19 protein-coding genes are annotated in these 15,924 nt (G+C 55.8%); 5 read left to right on the top strand and 14 right to left on the bottom strand.

Annotated features, from left to right (window positions below; translation table 11 throughout):
* Positions 1-13: 13 nt before the first annotated feature.
* Together EIC84_RS01040 and EIC84_RS01035 are read left to right on the top strand one after the other, a co-directional pair.
* Positions 14-325 carry a hypothetical protein gene (locus tag EIC84_RS01040; protein ID WP_223305633.1) on the top strand — a complete coding sequence of 104 codons (312 nt, stop codon included), beginning with the start codon at positions 14-16 and terminating at the stop codon, positions 323-325.
* Positions 326-612: 287 nt separating this feature from the next.
* Positions 613-1,806 (top strand): diguanylate cyclase, encoded by a 1,194-nt coding sequence (locus EIC84_RS01035; protein WP_003066422.1) that lies wholly within the window; start codon positions 613-615, stop codon positions 1,804-1,806.
* 246 nt (positions 1,807-2,052) lie between these two features.
* Here EIC84_RS01035 and EIC84_RS01030 read toward each other — a convergent pair whose 3' ends face one another.
* Positions 2,053-2,355, bottom strand: coding sequence for a hypothetical protein (locus EIC84_RS01030; protein WP_003066420.1), 303 nt, complete (start codon positions 2,353-2,355; stop codon positions 2,053-2,055).
* Positions 2,356-2,687: 332 nt separating this feature from the next.
* On the opposite strand from EIC84_RS01030, the gene EIC84_RS01025 reads away from it, so the two are divergent.
* Positions 2,688-2,996: a hypothetical protein gene (locus EIC84_RS01025; RefSeq protein ID WP_131361340.1), complete on the top strand. Its 309-nt coding sequence runs from the start codon at positions 2,688-2,690 to the stop codon at positions 2,994-2,996.
* 994 nt (positions 2,997-3,990) lie between these two features.
* On the opposite strand, the gene EIC84_RS01020 is transcribed toward EIC84_RS01025, so the two are convergent.
* The 3 genes from EIC84_RS01020 to EIC84_RS26140 form a co-directional block, all read right to left on the bottom strand.
* Entirely contained in the window at positions 3,991-5,343 is a 1,353-nt protein-coding gene (locus EIC84_RS01020; RefSeq protein ID WP_131361338.1) for a hypothetical protein, read from the bottom strand.
* A 762-nt stretch (positions 5,344-6,105) separates the two neighbouring features.
* The gene (locus EIC84_RS26145) at positions 6,106-6,672 is read right to left on the bottom strand and encodes a hypothetical protein (protein WP_003066408.1); all 567 of its coding nucleotides are present in this window, start codon (positions 6,670-6,672) and stop codon (positions 6,106-6,108) included.
* A gap of 250 nt (positions 6,673-6,922) precedes the next feature.
* Complete coding sequence (locus EIC84_RS26140) at positions 6,923-7,546, bottom strand: hypothetical protein (RefSeq protein ID WP_237704459.1); 624 nt, start codon at positions 7,544-7,546, stop codon at positions 6,923-6,925.
* Positions 7,547-8,138: 592 nt separating this feature from the next.
* On the opposite strand from EIC84_RS26140, the gene EIC84_RS00990 reads away from it, so the two are divergent.
* Positions 8,139-8,903 carry a LuxR C-terminal-related transcriptional regulator gene (locus EIC84_RS00990; protein WP_370456482.1) on the top strand — a complete coding sequence of 255 codons (765 nt, stop codon included), beginning with the start codon at positions 8,139-8,141 and terminating at the stop codon, positions 8,901-8,903.
* A gap of 191 nt (positions 8,904-9,094) precedes the next feature.
* Here the strand turns inward: EIC84_RS00990 and EIC84_RS00985 are convergent, their stop codons facing one another.
* Complete coding sequence (locus EIC84_RS00985) at positions 9,095-9,889, bottom strand: AlpA family phage regulatory protein (protein WP_237704457.1); 795 nt, start codon at positions 9,887-9,889, stop codon at positions 9,095-9,097.
* A gap of 168 nt (positions 9,890-10,057) precedes the next feature.
* Between EIC84_RS00985 and EIC84_RS25890 the strand changes: the two genes are divergently transcribed.
* The gene (locus EIC84_RS25890) at positions 10,058-10,231 is read left to right on the top strand and encodes a hypothetical protein (protein WP_160162813.1); all 174 of its coding nucleotides are present in this window, start codon (positions 10,058-10,060) and stop codon (positions 10,229-10,231) included.
* 13 nt (positions 10,232-10,244) lie between these two features.
* Here the strand turns inward: EIC84_RS25890 and EIC84_RS00980 are convergent, their stop codons facing one another.
* Genes EIC84_RS00980 through EIC84_RS00940 form a run of 9 tightly spaced genes read right to left on the bottom strand, consistent with a single transcriptional unit; the run spans position 10,245 to position 15,924 of the window.
* A complete protein-coding gene (locus tag EIC84_RS00980; protein ID WP_003066396.1) occupies positions 10,245-10,781 on the bottom strand; it encodes a hypothetical protein in 537 nt (178 codons plus the stop codon).
* A 44-nt stretch (positions 10,782-10,825) separates the two neighbouring features.
* Positions 10,826-11,227: a hypothetical protein gene (locus EIC84_RS00975; RefSeq protein ID WP_003066395.1), complete on the bottom strand. Its 402-nt coding sequence runs from the start codon at positions 11,225-11,227 to the stop codon at positions 10,826-10,828.
* On the bottom strand, positions 11,224-11,718 hold the full coding sequence (locus EIC84_RS00970; protein ID WP_003066393.1) for a hypothetical protein: 495 nt from the start codon (positions 11,716-11,718) through the stop codon (positions 11,224-11,226). The genes EIC84_RS00975 and EIC84_RS00970 overlap by 4 nt, the downstream gene beginning before the upstream one ends.
* On the bottom strand, positions 11,706-12,341 hold the full coding sequence (locus EIC84_RS00965) for a lysozyme (protein ID WP_003066391.1): 636 nt from the start codon (positions 12,339-12,341) through the stop codon (positions 11,706-11,708). Before EIC84_RS00965 ends, EIC84_RS00970 begins: the two co-directional genes overlap by 13 nt.
* Entirely contained in the window at positions 12,341-12,634 is a 294-nt protein-coding gene (locus tag EIC84_RS00960) for a hypothetical protein (protein WP_050788973.1), read from the bottom strand. Before EIC84_RS00960 ends, EIC84_RS00965 begins: the two co-directional genes overlap by 1 nt.
* A gap of 50 nt (positions 12,635-12,684) precedes the next feature.
* Positions 12,685-13,254 carry a hypothetical protein gene (locus EIC84_RS00955; protein WP_003066387.1) on the bottom strand — a complete coding sequence of 190 codons (570 nt, stop codon included), beginning with the start codon at positions 13,252-13,254 and terminating at the stop codon, positions 12,685-12,687.
* Entirely contained in the window at positions 13,251-14,453 is a 1,203-nt protein-coding gene (locus tag EIC84_RS00950) for a hypothetical protein (RefSeq protein WP_003066386.1), read from the bottom strand. Before EIC84_RS00950 ends, EIC84_RS00955 begins: the two co-directional genes overlap by 4 nt.
* Positions 14,450-15,367, bottom strand: a complete 918-nt coding sequence (locus tag EIC84_RS26575) for a collagen-like protein (RefSeq protein ID WP_240701967.1) — start codon at positions 15,365-15,367, stop codon at positions 14,450-14,452. Before EIC84_RS26575 ends, EIC84_RS00950 begins: the two co-directional genes overlap by 4 nt.
* Before the next feature lie 26 nt (positions 15,368-15,393).
* On the bottom strand, positions 15,394-15,924 hold the full coding sequence (locus tag EIC84_RS00940) for a hypothetical protein (RefSeq protein ID WP_003066381.1): 531 nt from the start codon (positions 15,922-15,924) through the stop codon (positions 15,394-15,396).

Raw genomic sequence — 15,924 nt, 5'->3', positions numbered from 1 at the left:
ACGAAGCGAAACCATGAAAAATCTCGTTGCAGGACTGATCCTGACCGCCGCCATCTGCATGGGCCGACCAGCACTCCCGCACAAGCAGATGAGCCAATCTTTCCCAGCATCCGGCCCGGGAAGCTGGATGAGGCAAGGCAGGCCCATGAGCGGCTTTGCCAGATGGCACAGAAGGCAGACGACAAGCCACCAAAGCCCTTCGGCAAAGCCTCATGGCTTCGCACTGCAGTACGCAGCAAGCCAGCCGTACATCCTTCAAAAGGGCGCCCAGCAATGCAAGGAGCTGACCATAGAAGCAGGCTGGCATTCAGATTCAGGAGATTAAAAAGATCACTGCATAAGCTTCAAAAATCGCACGGAAGCTACATGCCAGCGATGAATGCGAATCAATAACTGGGAACGATTTTCATTCATGGAAGAAAGTCTTGGCATTGACAATTTTTGACTGATTTACCACTCCAAACAAGAAGCAGGCTGACATGGATGAGGGAGGACGCACGCTGTAATAAATTGTGACGCCAATAGCGGAACACATTTACGGTGCAAGTAGATTGTCGCTCTGCGCTCAAGGAACAGGCGTTACCGCTCTTCGATCGAGGAGGCTCTGGTCATATGTTCGCGAATAACGACCTCTTGGTTCTGACGCCACCTTTGGCGATCTTTGTTCTGGCAGTCATATTGGTCGCTGCCTGGCTCGCCCAACGATCTCAGCGCTTTCTGCTCTGGCAATCTTGCGCCTATTCACTCACTGCACTGCCTCTCGCAGCTCAAACCTTGATGCCCCTGGAGGAGCTCACTCGCTACGCACCCCTGCTTGGCAGTTTCTACCTGCTGAGCGCTTGGTGCCTTGCGAAAAGTTGGGCAGAGAGATGGCGTGTATCGGCCCAGCCACTTGTAGCGCTACTGATTGCCGGTATCACGTTAGCTGCGCTGTATTACTTTAGCCGGATCAGCCCCAACGTCTGGGCACGAGTGAACTCCTTCAGTGTTGGTTCAGGCCTTGTTTTATTGCTACCTATCCTCCAGGTCTATTCAAGGAAGAGCTCATTTGACTGGCTCGACAAGTCACTGCTCTGGCTGAGCATGATTTTCACAGCCTACACTCTTACTCGACCCATGATTATTTCGCTGCTGGGATACCCGGATCCGCGGTCATTTCCAAGATCGCCGTATTGGCTCTTGACACTGGTGAGCATATTGAACTTCGCGATACTCTTTACCGTGGTCATGACCGTCATTGCCGCAAAGGAAACCGTTGGCAAACTACAGAAAGAACGTGACCTTGATACTTTGACCCAGATATTGAATCGCAGATCCTTCCATGAATATGCCCTGAAGATTTTAACCGACATGAGGCTCTATCCCATGGCGGTGCTGGCCTGTGATATAGACCACTTCAAACGAATCAACGATACCTGGGGTCATGAATATGGCGATAAGGTGCTGCAGCTTGTCTCCGCGACTCTGCAAAACCATGTACGAGAGCGCGACCTCGTCGCACGGTTCGGTGGTGAAGAGTTTGTGATTCTGTTGATCGACATCGCACTGCGAGATGCAGAAGAAATTGCTCAACGCATCCGACAAGACCTCCGGTCGAATAAAGACCTTCTTCTCTCTGGCACAAAATTGACCATGAGCTTTGGGATTTCATCGATCACCGATCCGTCCCAGCTGGACCATGCCTTGAGAGAAGCCGATCAGCTTCTTTATCAGGCAAAAAATGCTGGACGTGATCAAGTGCATGTATCGGGAGTGAGTTATCCAGATATCTCTATCGAGAGCACTCATCCCAGCCTCGACCCATAGTTGCAAGATGACCTGCCGCAGCGCTTTATGAAAACCCTGTAGCGGGAGCTTTCCCAGCCGCCACTGAGCGGACTTTTGGCGTTCTGGGGAGCAATGCTCAAGAACATGATCATCTAGTGCATTGCCATCGACTGGCAGGGCGATCTACAGGTGCAGGAGGATGTACCCCGCAACAGACTTTCTTTGCCGACTGCGGCTCCACACAGGAACGTTCGGAGGTCGTCCATCCTTGCAACCGCTTGGCGGTCAAAGCCAGGAAGCCAGCATCACTTCAATATTCGAGCGTATTTTTTCAAGCGTCTCCTTGAAGCGCTTGCCCTCCTCGGCCAGCTGCTCACAATCGGACTCTTGCTTGCTCTTTAGGGCCGCGAGATGCAGATCCAACTTAGCGCGCTGCCTCATGGCTTGATCCAAAAGCCTTTCAGCTTCCACTTGATCGGCTGCGTTCGCACTCATTTTCTGTGCACGCTTCATCAACACATCGATATGAACCAAGTCCGCTTCAGACTCGCGGATGTGTCTTTCAGCCATCTGTTCTATCGTTTCCATGGCGACCTCCTAGCTAGGGACCGTCGCGTGAAGAGTCCTGCCAAATTGGTTGATATTCCGATCCTCTCGGAACACCCCATCAAATCAGCCATCCCCTCGCAGTTGCCCCAATCTATAAGGTACCGCATCTGCTCAGCCCGCAACAAGTGAGCGCTACCAAACACCATGAGCCCAATGAACAAAACCGCTGGACTGGAATCTTCAGCACCAGCAATCTCCAACTTTTCAAGCTGAACAGCCAGCCACCAAGCAGGCTCGTTTTCTGGAGCTCATGCTTACACCTCAATTCGAGCGGGCACTGCCTGCCAAGCTGATGATTGGCCTGTTGATCGGTGCCTGTGATGCCTGCACAGGCATTGGGCCGCTCCATTGACACAGGGATCAACCATGACCCCGACGCAATCGGCGCACACGATGCCAACACCGCCCCCCCGAAGACCTGCCACTATCGCGCGGACATTCGGGAGATATGCCGCGCGAAGCTACAGGCGGGTAGCCGTAGACCTGCTGAACGTACCCGGCCCAAGGGCGAGCGCGAGGTAACCGCAGACATAGTGCTGCGCATGCTCATGCAGCGCGAGCGCTATAGCGTCCAAGACTTCCCGCCGAGCTACATCATCGATCACCCGGCTGCAGACTAGCCTTCCACAAAAACGGCCCGGGAGCGAGCGGCCGGAAACAGCATCAACCCTCTGGCTGATCGTGGCCGGGAACAGCAACGAAGCGAGCCCGCACAAACAACCAAATGAGCAGACTCCTAGCAGTCCTATCCAAGTCCCAGTCTTTAAGGCCGTGGATTTGGATTCGCAGGAGATGGCTCAGGCCTCGGGACTGCTGCTCCAGGATCTGGCTGTGGTCGCTGTATTCCCTCCATTGCCGGCGGCCGCGTTTCCAGTTCAGGCTTTGGTGCTTTGTCATCGCAGGCGCTCAGCGCGCCAGCGGTCACCAGCAACGCGATAGCAGATAGCGATTTCATGATTGGCCTCCTGTCATAGAACACATGAGCATGCTAGGCCGAGCAGTTACGCGAAATGGAGCCAATTTTGCAAAACTCACACCCTGAGACACTCATCAGCATTCGCTCTGATTTCACCTTATTTATGCCCGTCCGATGAGCGAGACACCAATCTAGAAAACTCCAGAGACACTTGAAAAGCAGGTATGAGAGCGAGAGCGTAAGAAGCCCGAAAAGATGTAACCCCGGCCCGCCGCCGCGAGCTTTTCTCAAGCGGCCATGAGCTCTCCTGCCGGGCGCCAAGCCAGGCTCAGGCAGCTTGGCAAGCAACGATTTCGGTTGGTAGAGAGGGCAAAGAAAAAGGGCTTAGATCGCTCTAAGCCCTTGATTTCTTTAGTTTTTTAGTGGTGGGTCCTGACGGTCTCGAACCGCCGACCTACTCCGTGTAAAGGTTTACACTTAATTTATAAATCAAAGACTTACAAAGCACACCAACCTACCACACCAACTCCGAATGCCTATTCATGCAGAAACCAACAACACGCCGCCACAAGTCGCCAAAGCGAGCGATTTCTGCATTTCGCGCTAACCGGCCACAAATACAACTTTGGGGCACATTCGGGCAGCATTTTTAGGGCCAGTTCTGAATGTGAGCAAACTGTGGAAAGACCGCTGCTTGACTAGCGTCCCACACAGTAATAGCGAGACCCCGGGCTGTTATGCCACGGTGAGCCCGAGAGCGTCGGCTGCAATTTCGGTGAACTCGGGTATTCGCATGCCGCCCACTGAATCCTGGTTGATTTGGTGATGAGCTCCCGGCCTCCTGGCTTGATTGGACCAGCGGCACCTTGACCATTTTGGTTCACAAAAGAGACCCAGACGGGGAAAGTGCAAAGGTTCTGAAAGCTATCGCTGTTGTTGCTAAGTTTCGTGCACTGCTGACCGTCTCTGTACCCTTTGCCATCCGCGGCACTTGGCTGCGAATTACTCGTGTAGGAATTCGGTGCTGAAGCCGTGCTTGACCTTGAATTGAAATTGTTGCTCGCCATGGCTGCAGCCCCAGAGCCCGCCTGTGAGGCTGAGCGAGATGCTGATGCAGAGGCCCCGGTTAACGACTGGCTACGCACAGAACTGCCAGAACCACGGGCGGCCTGTGCAATCTGACCAGTAGCTTGAACGAGTGCACTTAGCGTGCTTGTCTGAATACTGCTGCTTGAAGTAGCACGTTTAGTTGGGGAAGCAGATGCCGTGCTTTCCGCTTGCAATTTGGCAACAAGGTTGGTTTTCTTCCGACGCGTATCTTTAGCAAGACTCTCCACAAGACTGGCTCTCCGTGGCTCGCCCACCTGACGAAGAGTCTCAGCATAGGCATCGTAGTAATCCGCCTCAACAAATGAACGAGCACCCTGCGGCGGCTGGCAGTATTGAAGAGAGCTGCAGTCAATGCCCGTCGCTAACTTAGCCGCCTCCGCAGCTTTCGCCATCGCTCCTTGAAGCGTATCGATGCGCTGCCGAATATCGGGAGTTGCGTACGGCTCCAGAGAAGAACCCAAGGGCAACCGCGGATCCCAATAACCGCGATCCAGATACAACGTCATGACACGATTCCACAGAGCCTCATCTTGGTTGGAAGCAGCCAGGGATAGATATGCTGATGCGTAATACATCTGGAACAAGTGATCTGGGTTCTCATCTGCCACATGCAATGACAGCAAAGCTATATCCAGGGCATCTTTCGGACGCTTCTCACGAAGGTCAGACACGGCGCTTCCCAGGTTCGACATGGTCGTTATGATGTCAGCGTTGCATCCCAAAGCAGTTGTCTTGATTCCTGCAATGGCCTTATCCATTGTGCTGGAGTCAAATCGCCCCTCTCGCTTTTCTACACCAATCGCGGTCCCGTAGAAGCTAACGCTACTGCTGCAGCCCGAAGCTCTCTCAGCGTACTCCACAAAATCCGAGCCAGTAGCCGCACATCCGGAAAGTCCTGCAAGAGCCAAAGCAGACATTCCCAACCCAAGAGTTTTCAGCATACTTTCCCTCCAGTACATGCTCGGCTGACTTAACCTAAGACGCCGACATGATAGGCGGAGCAACCATTTTTTGAATCATTTGTTTACATGTAACACAAGTACTTGGCAAGCTTCAGGAGGCCAGCGGGGTGGCATCAACCACGCAAACCGAGGGCAATCTAAGCAGTTGCCCAGCCTCCCTTACTGTCCCGGCCAGCCACTGATCCACATCCTGCATCTCAAGCGGGATCACGCTGCGCTTGTCCTGCTGGTCCGCCGGCAACCTGTGGCCTGGCTTGTGCATGCGACTCATCAGGGATGTGAGTCTGCAATCAACAAGGGCGGCATGAGGCCGCCCTTGTTAGGTGAGTTGCTGTCAGCACGAATGAAGTGCTTTCGCCCTGTTCTCTTTTGACCTGCCTACTCACTTGTAGGCACGAAAAACAGGTACTCACCTGGCCCCATCTGCGGGGTAATCACATAGCCGTCGCACTGTCTGTCCTTGCATTTCACAGGGATAGCGCGGGGCCATATCGTTGCTGCAGTCGGATAACCAGGCAGGTACTGCGGCACATGCCAGACGCCATAGTCACCCACTGGCTCTGCTTGTTGCGAGCCTGCTGCCCCTTGCTCGCCACTTCCGAAGATCTGGCGTTGAATGCTCAACGGTTCATTGATGGCCCTGGAGTCGGGTGCAGCCAAAGACGAAGCGCAGCATAGTGCAATCGCTAAAAGAGCTAGAGTCTTGCCCATAGCGGCCTCCTAGATTAGGAATCACGCCCACTAATTGCCATACAGCCGTGCTGTACTTGGGTCATCCATCACAGAGGTGATAGCCGTGGGGCGAGTGACCTCAGGCGCAAAGCTTGACTGAGCCTCTGAGGGCGGCACGGAAGGGGTTACGCTACCTTGTGCCGAAGCATCCGGCCCGTAGTTGTTGCGGCGCTCATCTGCGGTCATGGATTGCGGGCATTTCGAACCCGTAATCTCCAGTGCCACGCGAGCGGCAGGATCCATGCAGTCCATAGCCAGCGAAGCTGCCTTCATGCCCTTGTTCCAGAGCTCGCGGCTCATTTTCAGGCGCTTGCAATGCTCGTCCGTCCAGGTCGTACCGAAGCTCACGCCAAAGCCAGGGCCGTTGGCACTGCCGCTGCTGCTGCCCATACAGGTGTCATTGCTGGTCGTGAGATTGGGGCCGCCCACGCTGGGAACGTTCTTCAGTGTATATGTACCGGTGTACTCGACGATGTTCTTGGACGTCCCGGACACCGTGCTGTTCAGGTTCTGAGTGGTCGTGCCGTTTGTTGTGATGTTCTGGTCGGAGGTTGACGTGGATCGACTTTCCATCATGGCCGTTGATCGGCTCTCTGCCGGAGATGCAACTGGATTGACAATGGTGACTGACTGGTTCTGCTGTGCCCCTACTGATGAGGAGTTGGAGGAGCTTTGCGCGCTGCTGTCGGCACTTTGCGCATAACTGCACAAAGGAACGCAAAGACTTAACAGAGCTATTGAGAATTTCATGCTTTGCTCCTACGTTGCCCGAGCCTGGCCAGGCAGCCAGGCCCGGGACAAACACAACTATCCTGAGACAGCTGCTTTAGTTGGCATTGGCAGTAGAGCCTGCACCGGCAGTACCGGAGGTGCCGCCGCCGTTGGAGAGGTAGCCAGCGTTACCCCAGGCGCCGGCATTCTGATGGACGGTACCCACAGAACCGGCATTAGAGGTGGTATTGGTCAACGAGCCCCAAGGTGAGGAAACGGCTCCCGATGTGGCGTTGTAGCCAGAGGTGGTGCCTGCATTGTTGTGGACGTAGGCCAGGCCGCCGCCAGGGCCGGCGCCAGTTGCAGCAACATTCGCGGTCTGAGAAGAGGCGCCGCCGAAGGCTGTGCCGTTGACGGGTCCTGCGTTATAGCCGGCAGCAGCAGCTGAGCCCGCATTGGCATTGGTAGCCGCTACGCCGCCCGCAACACCGTTGCCAGAAGTGGCGGAAAGGCTCTTCACATTACCGAAAGTAGTTGCGCTACCGCCGACAGCTGCCCCACCGATGCCAAAACCGCCTGCGCCGATAGCGCCGCCAGCAGCGTTTGCATTCGACGTTGCACCGGAGGTTGCACTATTCATGCTCAGCGCACTTCCGTTGCCCGAGCTGGCCGCACCCGACATCGTGGCAGACGATGCGCTCGACGTCGTGTTGGTGGCAGCAATGCTTGAGCTGCTCACAGCAGCAGATGCAACACCAGCCAACGCAATAACCGCCATGGCAATCACAGACTTTTTCATGATCGTTCCTTTAAATAGCGAGTTTTCAGACAAGTGAAAGAGAGAGTGTGTGTGAGCAAAAGACCATTTGCAGATCTGCAAAAGGCTCCTGTTAACCGTCAACCAGTTCCGGAGTGCTTAGTTACGTTCCAAAACAGGCGTTCGGTAAGGCCAGTTTCAGAAAATGACTAAGAAACAGTAATACCCTGTTTAAAAATATTTTCTTAACTAAATTAATTCAATCAAAAACTGATTAAGTTATTGTGTTTTATACATGGTGCGCTATTGAAGAAATAGCGCCCATGGGAAAATTCTTACAGTGTTAAAAAAAGTAATCTGTATTTCTGTTTACTTTCCATGTCCAATGTTTCAATAACGAAGGGTTTATATCTATTTTTCACGCATCTACTTCAATCGATACCACATATTAGAGTTTTAATTTGTAAAAATATAAACTACGTATTTCTTTATTTACTTTTAGTGGATTTTAAAAAAGGGAAATTTTATTTTTCGCGTGACTTCCAACCAATCTATCTACTTGCTGGGGTGTCACATGTATCTATCCGACGCATCTATGAGTTCGCGGTCTGACGTCGGCAGAGCTGAAGGCGCATCTATTGCTTTCGGTGGCATGTGGCCGTCTGACATGAAAGGTCAGCAGAGCCAACCTGTGCGGGTCTTTCTGGTCGATGAAGACAGACACATCAGGAACGTGATCGCGCAGGAGCTCATGCGTGACCCGCGCACTCTTCTGGTAGGGCAGGCTTCCAGCTACAAAGAAGCTCGTAAGAACGTCTTTTCACAAGAGTTCGATGTGCTCCTCATCGACCTGTCTATTGGCGAAGGCCAAGGTGCTGAGCTGCTGGAGTCGATCCAGCTAAAAAGGCCTGACGTGCTTTGTATCGCAATTTCTGCAAGTGAAAACGATGATGCCGCCATGGATGCTCTTAAGAGAGGCGCTGTTGGATACTTGGTGAAGAATTCGTGGTTTGGAAGCTATTTGCAGGCCGTGCTGGAAGTAGCCAATGGTGGAGCTGCGATATCTCCCCGGGTGGCGAAAAAAATCATTCCAAAAATATTCAATGCAGCTATGCAGGGAGAAAAAATCTTCACGCATAAAAAATTTGAGTCACTGACCGAAAGAGAAATAGATATATTGAAGTTGATAGCTCAAGGAAAAACTACTCAAGAGATTTCGTCCTACTTAGAAATCAGCCCATTGACTGTGGCAACACATGTAAAAAATATTTACGGAAAAATGCAGGTCAGAACCAGAGCACAAGCTGTCAGATATGCGATGCTGACAGGTATTATTTAAACTCTCTTTTTTATCTGAATTTCAAGTTCAAGATAAATGGAATTTTTCTTACCGATATTCTTTGATTAATTATCTTTGACAAGAGAATTTATTCGTAGGGTCACAGACTATTTTTACCTGACTGCTTTCAATTGTGCAGCCCCTGTTTGGTAATGTTCAAAAGCCTTCGCAACCTGGGTATGGGCAAGGCTTTAGGTGGTAGAGACCATAGTGTTTGGATACCACTCCGCAACCAGCATTGCTGCTTGTGCATGAGCCAATTGCCAGTGCTCCTTTGACGTGCTACCGGGGCGGTCTGGCAATTCAATGTGCCGATCCGCAGCCCGGATAGCAAACCAGAACCTGCGACTCCAACTATCGTTAAGCGGTGGCTTATGAAGTGCCGGTGAAGTAATCACTATCACCCTCTTACCGGCCGCCCTGGCGTAACCAATCTCAACCAGAGTGTCGTAGGCTTCCAGATCTTCAAGATAGGCCACAACTACATCAGCCCGAGAAATGCCTTGGAGCGCTCCACGGTATGCGGCGTTCTGTGCTCTGTCAGGCGAGCACGGAGTCACTCCATGCATGTACCCGTGGTCGCTGCCTCTGGTCTTCCATGGACCCGAGTACATGAACCTTGTGCGCGTTCCATAAAAGACCATTTCTTGCGGCGGCGCGATCAGTACGTCAGCTTCCGAGCTTTCCGTTTCTAAATCACCGAGGGCATTGGACTTGGAGACATCGAAGATTCGCCAGCAAGAAAAGTCCCCGCCTGGCTTTTTGTTGTCTACAGACTCTCCCATCCTGCCCGCCATGTAGACGAGGGGGAGTGCGAGATCGACTTGGTGAGCCGCTTTTCTAGCCTGTAGCCAGTTTTCGATATCAGCCTCGAACCAGCCAATGCTTCTATTGCTCATCGGCGTTGGGTGAGGAAACTTGTCCTGCCGCAAGAGCTTGTAGAGCATCGATTTTGATAGCGCTGTCCGAATCAACACCTCATCCATAGGGATGACATGTTTAGTGACACGTGACGCGCTCTCCCTAGACATATGGCCTCTTGAACTCGGGTGTTAGGTGCTCGCACCATAGTTAATCAATGCAATAGATATTGATTCTTAATAGTTGGTATCAATGTAGGAAACACTCTAACACGGGAGTAGCGCAAGAACGATTTGCATTTCCGGTATTGCTTATTGCCGCCGGAAGAGCTGCGGAAGTTCAACATCTTCAACTCCTTCGGCAAGCCCAATGAAATGTGGGGCGTCCCAATTGAAATCGACCCCAACACCACGGGCGTGATGATTGCGGTCGATGGGACGGAAATGCCTTTGGTCGAAGGCTACTGAGGAATCTGCTGATTCAGGAAGTCTTGCCCAGCACTCCGGCCCAAGCCTCGGCTGTCCTTGCGGCTGATTGCGACAGTCCATCCTGGGCGGCATTCAAACTCTGACAGCCACCACCAGGGCAATTGGTGCAGCCGGCATTCGGGCCACATGTGCAAACCTTTGTAGGCGCCTGACAGCCGCGGCCCTGAATTGAGTTGACCACATCCCGGATAAATGCCCCCAGTTCGGGCGCGCTCTTGGTGTTCACCAAATGAGGCGCCAGCGCATGCACAAGGGAATACTCCAGGTCGTTGCGGTGATCGCGCTGCACCCCGACCACATTCGGGCCCAGTGTGCCGCCTGTCTTGGGCTCCAGTTCCTTGAGCTTTTTCAGAATCTTGTCGCCAGCTTCCACCACGGGCAGCACCAGCAACGCAGAACAGAAAAAGCCGAACAGCAGAACGTCGATCATCCTGGCCGACTCGCTCAACAGGCGACTGCCAAAGACCACCAGGGCCACAGCGATCACAACAAAGAGGATTGCCGCAAAGTGTCTCTTAATGAATTGCATGGTTACTCCAGAATCCGGCAGCCGGCCGGTGCGGGCCGGAAGGCTTAGAAAGCAGAGATGCGCTCACCCAGGATCACAGACAGCTCGCGCATCACATCGAGCTGACGGCGCATACGGGCTTGCTCTTCGGGGTCCAGCTCGCGGAACAAGGCATTGCGCAGAATGAACTCGTCCAGCCTGGTGATTCGGATGTCCAGCTCTTGCTTTTCATCCAGCACGCGCTGCTGGTGGGGCGGCAAAGCGCCGGCGCTGGCAGTGCCGCCGTTCATGCAGTGCTCGAGCATTGCCTTGGCCTGGCCAAAGTGCAGCAGGTTCGTGCCCGTGGGGCTCATGCCAGCGTGTGGCGAGCGGGTGAAGGTAATGCCGCAGTCAGGCGCGAAGTCCGCCGGCAATGGCCAGGACAGGAAGCGGCCGACCATCTGCTCGGTGATCGCAATTTTGCTCATTGGTTTTCCTTGGTTTGGGGAATCACTGGCCAGGCTGCGCGGCAGGTTGCTGCATCAGCTGCGTGGCCATCAGCTCGGATTGCCAGCTCTGTGTATCGCTGGCTGCACTGTCCGAATACGCGATTGAGGGTTGAGGCGTACTCGATGCAGGCACTGGGGGAAGCGTCAGCAAGTCGCTGCTCGGCATCGGACAGCTTGTGCTGCATGCCGTCACGCTCACGGCGAGCGCGATCAGCAGCAGCCTGCAAGCCGGCCTGCTTCTGGATGGCGTCATTCAGGGCTCCTTGGTATTTGTCGTTGACCGTGCGTTCCACGGCCAGCAGACGCCGGCCGGCGGCCGTGCGCTCATCAGCGATCTGCTCGCGGTACTGGCTGGCCTGCAGCCGCTCGTCGGCCAGATCGGCTCCAAGGCGCGCGGCCTGGAAATACCAAGCCAGGGCAGCACCAGCAGCAGCGGACGCCAGGGATGTGTAGAGGGTCAGCCGGGCCATGCCAGCCCCCACTCGCAAAGCTCAGCATTCGCATCGCCGCGGATCTTCAGGCCGGGCAGCACCATGGACACGCCATTCACCGTGCCCTTGTTCCAGCGCACGTTTTCGCGGCAGGCCTTGGCCCAGTTGCCCGCGTTCGCGTCGCGCCTCATGGTGCTGGTCTGGAAATTGCCGTCACCCTTGTTGTGCAGGAAGTCGTAGAACGTGGCCTGCTGGAAGGGGTTGTAGCCGCCCCAGTAAGTCAGTGAGCGCTTTGCGATCACCTCATACTGCACATAGCGCTTTTTCTCCAGCCGGAAGCACTCGGCAGGGCTGTACCACTTGCCGGCGATCACATCCTTGCCGGTCAGTCCGTTGCAGACCGTCAGCGGCTGGCCCTTGCCCACCTTGTCCACGTAGGGCGTGCCAATGTGGCGATTGCTGGACTCATAGAACGCGGCCATGACCATGGCGATACGCATGCCATCGGGCATGTCAGGGTCAGCCGCCACCGCCTGGATATATTGATTCTGCTGGGCCTCGGCCGTCGCGGCCTGGTCCACGTAGTAGGTGCCGCTTCCCAAGCCGGTCAGAACCAGCAAGGCGCCGATGCTCGCGCGCAGTTGCGAGGGAATCTTGCTCATTACGCGCCTCCTACGGCGGCCTTGGCCTTTTCGCGCAGTTCCTGGCGGGCCTGCTCGTGCACGTAATCGCGACGCCACTTCCAGACCAGATAGCCTGCTTGCAACGCTACAAAAGCAATGGAAGCTAAGACAAGCCAGTCACTCAATGGAAGGCCTGCCAGGCGAAAGCCACCGGCGGTGACAGCCCCAGGCGTGGCTTGAAAGACCGCCGTGGCGATGTCCTGTTTCTGCTCGGCACTCAGATGCTGGTGGATGCCCAGCAGCGCCAGCATTGATGCGAGAGCTTTTTTCATACCCCGGAGTGTTCCGGGGCTGCGCCCAACGGTCGAACCCTAGAGGGGTGTCAAAGCTCCAGCGCGTGCGCGTAGATAAAGAGCTCATCCACCTGCAGGGCGGTGAGATCGAGCTGCTCGGCAGCCCACAGGACCGTGGGGCTGTAGCGCTTCCAGTTCAGCACCTCGTTCATGGCCGCATCCAGCATGGTCTGCTGCTCGGTATCCGCGAGCGATTCACGCAACTGCAGCAGGCGATCCCAAAGAGTGACGCCTTGCTCATCCACCTGGTGCATCAGTGCCAGCTTGGCTTGCCAGCGCGCAACCTCGACCGGCACCCGCTGCACTTCGACAGCGCCGCTGCCCGCAAAGACACGGGCGGGCGTGGCCGGCGCTTCAATCTCAAACTGCGCCAACTCGGGCACAGGTTCGCTCAGATTGATGTGCCAGCCTGGCAGCGGCGCAAGCACAGGGATCTCCCCGTCCCCTGTCTGCAGGACTTCTCCTGTCGGCCGCTGGATAACGCCGACCACATCGACGGCCACCGAGCCGATATAGGCAGGCATTGCGCCATCGTGCAGCCACGGCGCGAATGCATCGATGGCGGTAACTTCGCTGCCGAACTGGAGAAAGGTCGTCATGCTGTGAGCCTTTGGAGTTGAGCGTCTGTGATACGACCGCTGTAGACCGCCAAGCGCGAGATACAACCACCCAAAAATCCGCTGTTCACGTTATTGCATCCCAGGCGCAGCTGGGAGAGATTGGCAGGGAAGTCGCGTGGTCGGATCGTGTCTTTTGTGAGCAGTGAGCCGGATGCAATTGCGGCAGCCCTGGCAGTGGCGTCGAAACTCACGCCTACGCTAGGGGGCCGCCCCACGATGTTGCCGCCAGATTGGCCAACGCCTCCTTTGTTGACCCACCAGTTTGCGCGGTTGGGTGCACTAGACAAGTAGCAGTATGCGTGGTCCGCGCCCGAGCCAACAGGGGGTGCCGCGCTCCACAGGTACGCATTTGCAGTGTTGGCCGATGCCAGGCCAGCAACGGATGCAACGATGGCACCAACGGTGGGGAGTGTGTAGTCGATGTGCAGCAGATCTGCTGCACGCGTAGCAGCTGCAGTGGTAGTGAGAATTGGTGAAGTAGGAAAGGCACCTTTTTCTAGCTGAGGGAGACTGAACTCAACATCCCCCACTGTAGAAACAACAACACCGACTCCGAAGCGCATTGAAATAGTGCCAGCCGTTGTCACGTCCAGAAGCATTGACACTGTCTTTTTGCCTGTCCCGACAGAAGTGCCAGAAGCAATCTCAACACCGTCAACAAAGTAGCGAGCCGTGAACACCGCAGTTCCAGCCGATGCACCAAGGAAGTTACCAACGGACGAGGCCACATAGAAATTGCATGGCAGGGAGAAGGCGTACTGACCGACCTCTACAGGAGTATTCAACTGCGTGAGGAAATGCCTTGCTGCAGTCGCTGTCGACAGTCGCAATGTGGTGTAAAGACCTCCTGCAATGACCTCTGTACTGCCGTTCGCTACAGAGAAAGGGAAGTTTGTGGGAGCAGTCCCTGGCGCCCCCGAAGCCGCTCCCGCAAACACCGAGTTGAGCAATAAGTTCGTGCGAGCTTCCTCCACCAACAAACCCAGGCACTTGCCGGTGAGGGGGTCGAAGTCAATGCGAGGCACATTGCTAGCCACGGTGCGCAGCACGCCATCTGGACCGTAGCATGTTGCAGTGCTGGCCCGCGTACATTGAATCAGTGGATGCACCCGGCGGCTGTTGGCAAAGTCCAGCAGCAGGCTGGGCCGAATATCCGGCAGATCTGCAATCACGCTCATGTCCAAAGCTCCTGACGGCTGCGAATCACGCCATCGCTGCCCCTGTATTTCAAAGTCGTCTCGGTGTTGCTGACCCGCTCACGCCACACCGCATTCGGTGGTAGGTCAGGGCTGTGCTGATAGACCATGGTTGCTCCGACCTCATCCATGGAGGCCAGGGCGCCAAGGTGCGTGCCCGCAGGCAGCTGATTTGGGGCACTGCCGACCTGTCCGGTGTCAAAAGTCCCGGTGTCGCCCTTTGCGCCCTGGGGGCCAGTTGCGCCTGTATCCCCCTTTGGGCCTTGGATGCCCTGCACACCTTGGGCACCGGTATCACCCTTGTCTCCCTTCGGCCCCTGAGACCCCGTGGCCCCGGTATCCCCTTTTGGGCCTTGGGGACCAGCCGCACCGGTTGCCCCTGCCGCTCCTGCCGCTCCTGCCGCTCCTGCTGGTCCGGCTGGTCCGGCTGGCCCTTCCGGCCCGGTGGCACCTGTGGCTCCAGTGGGGCCAACTGGCCCTGTCGCCCCCTGGGGGCCCTGTGGCCCGACCTCAGAGACAGTCCGCACGATGTCATCGAACCCGTGGAACTTGATAGCGGTCTGGGTATTACTGATGTACTCCCGCCACCAATGCCCGGGGCTTGATGCCGGCGTATGCCTCAGAACCATCGTGGCTCCGACTTGATCGACAAAGGCCAGCGCGCCCAGATGCGTTACGCCCGGGATCTGGTTCGGAGCCGTACCTACATGCTCTGCAGTCAGTGCTAGAGAGGCCTGGGCCTGCAGCTTGCCGATGGCCTGAAGCACCGTATCGGTGGCCGCGACGGCCGACTTGTCGCTGGTGACCAGTCCGGTCAGCACCACTGCGATGGCATTGGACAGCACCGCCGAGTCGAGTTGATCACCGGCGGGGAGCTGACGGGTACGCCCGTTCACTCGGGCCAATGGTCGGCGGTTTACCATTACAGCGTGATATAGCCCAGGTCGTCCGTCACCAGCTCGGTGGCGCTCTTGGCAACGCCCAGCTCCTGGCAGAGCTTGCCGACATTGGCCGTATCCGTGGAGTCGAGCGCGGCTGAAATCACGCCGCCCGCAGTGCCCAGCCAATAGCGCCCGCCAGGGGTCAGCCCCGTGAGCGCAGTATTGGTGGTGTCCAGCGGGTAGACCGTGGCCGCAGCGGCATTGGCAACGGCTTCCTTCACATAACCGTCCGCCTGCCGGCCATTGCTGTTGTCGGCCAGACGCACATTCATGGCGCCTGCGTTGCTATAAAAATTGATGAACTTACCCGCACCGATGGCCTCGCTGGCCGGCACGATGATGGTATTGGCGCCAATACCCACGGGCATCAGGCTCATATCCAGCTTGCCCGCCGAGTCGGTCGCAACCAGCTTGCCAGCATCCGCCGCGCCGGCAGAAACGGCCAGGCCAAACAGTTGCTTGGTCTTGCCCGACACGCGGGCTAAAAATCCTTGGGTGGGCTGTGTTGCCAT

The organism is Comamonas sp. A23 (assembly GCF_004522605.1).
GTDB classification, from domain to species: domain Bacteria; phylum Pseudomonadota; class Gammaproteobacteria; order Burkholderiales; family Burkholderiaceae_C; genus Comamonas; species Comamonas thiooxydans.
This window is presented reverse-complemented; position numbering and strand designations above follow the sequence as displayed.